Source organism: Cryobacterium sp. MLB-32 (assembly GCF_000738085.1).
Lineage (GTDB): Bacteria > Actinomycetota > Actinomycetes > Actinomycetales > Microbacteriaceae > Cryobacterium.
In genome coordinates this window covers 1-2,605 of record NZ_JPRS01000232.1, presented here as the reverse complement: position 1 = coordinate 2,605, position 2,605 = coordinate 1, and the positions used below count along the sequence as shown (strand labels likewise).

The window sequence follows — 2,605 nt, the reverse complement described above, 5'->3', positions numbered from 1 at the left end:
ACCCCGCCACGGCTTGTCGGCTGCTAGCGCTTCCAAGCCTGAGCCCCCTGTGGGAATCGGACCCACTACCTCTTCCTTACCAAGGAAGTGCTCTACCAATGAGCTAAGGGGGCAGAGCTTCTCAACTGCAGAAGCTGCGCCTCATTTTGGCAACCTGATCAGATTATCACCTGTTTGCACCTCCTCGGTACCGCCGGGATAACATGGGCTTGATTGACACGTATTCAGGGGGCATTACCGTGGCACGCATTCTCATCGGCACCATGCCCACAACCGGCCACGTGCGACCTGGCTTGGACATTGCGCGCGCCTTGGTCACGGCCGGACACGACGTGTTCTGGTACACCGGATCGCGCTACGGCGACATGGTCAGAGAGACCGGCGCGACTCTTCTGCCAATGTCAGCCGCGGTGGATCTTGACGACGACACGGTTCAGCAAATGGGCATTTCTGCAGCCCTGAAGCCCGGTCTGAGCACGCTGAAATGGGGCCTTCTCAACCTGTACATCAAACCGGTCCCCGGCTGGTTCGCTGAGATGGACGAGGCCGCCAAAATGGTGCAGCCAGACGTGATCGTGGCGGATCACGCCTTCATCGCGGGGGTGTTTCTTGCCGAAAAACGCGGCATCCCGAGCGTGACCTTTTCGACCACGCCGCTCGCCCTCTCCAGCGTCGATACAGCGCCATTCGGAATGGGAATTCCGCCGTCGGCGTCTCGTGTCGGTCAGGCGCGCAACCGCGCACTCACTGCATCCGTTCAGCACGTCACCCTCGCGAGTACGCAGAGAGATGCCAACCTGATGCGCCAAAGTCTCGGCCTGCCGCCGCTCTCCAGGTTCTTTCTCGACTGGGGCGTCGAACTCGCCACCCGGTATCTGGTGGCCACCATTCCCGAGTTCGAATACCCGCGTTCCGACCTGCCGACGTCGGTCGAGTACATCGGCGCGCTGATTCCACCACCAACCACGGGTTGGACCCCGCCAGCATGGTGGCCAGACGTTGCCGCCACCCGCGAATCCGGTCGCCCCGTGATTGTCGTTACCCAGGGGTCAATCGCCCGCGAGCCACGCAAGCTGCTCCTGCCCGCGATCGCGGCTCTTGCAAACGAGGACATGCTCGTCGTCGCGACGACAGGCGGGCCAGACCCTGAGCTGGTACTCCCCCGCTCCCAACGCCCCGCCAACCTTCGATTGGAGCGCTTCGTGCCGTTCGACCGTCTGCTGCCCCAGGCCGACGTCTTCCTGACCAATGGCGGCTATGGCGGAGTACAACTGGCCCTGACCACCGGCGTCCCCTTGGTCGTTGCCGGGCTGACGGAAGACAAAACAGAGGTCAGTGCCCGTGTCGCCTGGAGCGGTGCCGGAATCTCCCTCGGCACCGACGACGCCTCGGTGAAGCAGGTGTCACACGGCGTGCGTACCGTGCTGGCCGATCCCCGCTATTGGTACCGAGCCCGGGAGCTCGCCCAGTCCTACGCCCGCTTTTCCGCCACGGACCTGGCCGTCGAGGCCATCACCACGGTGGCCGCAGCCGGCCGCTGACCTTTACTTCACGGAACCGGCGGTCAACCCTCCGACAATGTACTTCTGCAGGAACAGGAACAGCGCCATCACGGGCAGCGCCGCGAGCACGGCACCGGCCGAGAACGCACTCCAATCCGCGTAGTTCGGGTTTGAGACCAGCTTGTACAGCCCCACCGCCAGGGTCTGCTTCTCCGGGTCCACGAGCAGCACACTCGCCACCACGAACTCGTTGGTCGTTCCGATAAAGGACAGCAGCGCGACGACCGCCAGGATGGGCGCGACCAGACGCAGAATAATAGTGAAGAAGATGCGCGCGTGGCTCGCACCATCAATCTTGGCGGCCTCGTCGATCGAGGCCGGAATCGTGTTGAAGAAGCCGTACATCAGGTAGGTGTTCACGCCCAGCGCACCACCGAGATACACCATGATCAAACCGATATGAGTGTTCAGCCCAATCGCCGGAAACATGTCACCGATGGTGCTCATCAGGAGGAACAGCGCCACCACCGCAAGCAGCTGGGGGAACATCTGCACGAGCACCAGAGTGAGCAGCCCGGTGCGTCGGCCCGTAAACCGCATGCGGGAGAAAGAGTACGCCGCGAGCGCACCCAGGAACACACTCAACACAGCCGTGGTGCCGGAGATGATGAGCGTGTTGGCGAACCAAACGGCGAACGGCTGCTCCGGGTTGTCCAACAGCCGCCCATAGGCGTCCAGCCCGATCTCGGAGAACAACTCATTGGACCCGGTGAGCGTGCCTTGGGGATTGAGCGAGGCGGACAGCACGTACAGCAGCGGGAAAGCAGAGAAGACCACCATGACCACGCCGACCAGGTGCCGCCACCCGGTGGCAGCGAACCAACGCTGAAAGTTGAAGGGTCGTTTGACCGGGACGAAAGCCTCGGTTCGGGTTGCCTGTATTGTCATCAGTTCAGCTCCTCCAGCGCTTTGGTCTTTCTGAAGCTGATGATCGAGATGACCGCCACCAGCACGAAGATAATGATCGAGAATGCGCTGGCCAGACCGTAGTCGCGCGTTTGGCCCGAGAAGGCGACCTTGTAGACCAACGAGATCAGGATGTC

Annotated in this window: 2 protein-coding genes, 1 tRNA gene and 1 pseudogene; 1 reads left to right on the top strand and 3 read right to left on the bottom strand. The window is 62.2% G+C overall.

Annotated features, from left to right (window positions below; translation table 11 throughout):
* Window positions 1-41: 41 nt before the first annotated feature.
* A tRNA-Thr gene (locus tag JF66_RS16670) sits at window positions 42-113 on the bottom strand.
* A gap of 126 nt (window positions 114-239) precedes the next feature.
* Between JF66_RS16670 and JF66_RS16665 the strand changes: the two genes are divergently transcribed.
* Window positions 240-1,541 carry a glycosyltransferase gene (locus JF66_RS16665; RefSeq protein WP_035879783.1) on the top strand — a complete coding sequence of 434 codons (1,302 nt, stop codon included), beginning with the start codon at window positions 240-242 and terminating at the stop codon, window positions 1,539-1,541.
* 3 nt (window positions 1,542-1,544) lie between these two features.
* Here the strand turns inward: JF66_RS16665 and JF66_RS16660 are convergent, their stop codons facing one another.
* Both JF66_RS16660 and JF66_RS23775 read right to left on the bottom strand, forming a co-directional pair.
* Window positions 1,545-2,450 carry a sugar ABC transporter permease gene (locus JF66_RS16660; protein ID WP_035879781.1) on the bottom strand — a complete coding sequence of 302 codons (906 nt, stop codon included), beginning with the start codon at window positions 2,448-2,450 and terminating at the stop codon, window positions 1,545-1,547.
* A pseudogene (locus JF66_RS23775) lies at window positions 2,450-2,605 on the bottom strand (ABC transporter permease); the annotation flags it as partial. The gene JF66_RS16660 and the pseudogene JF66_RS23775, both read right to left, overlap by 1 nt.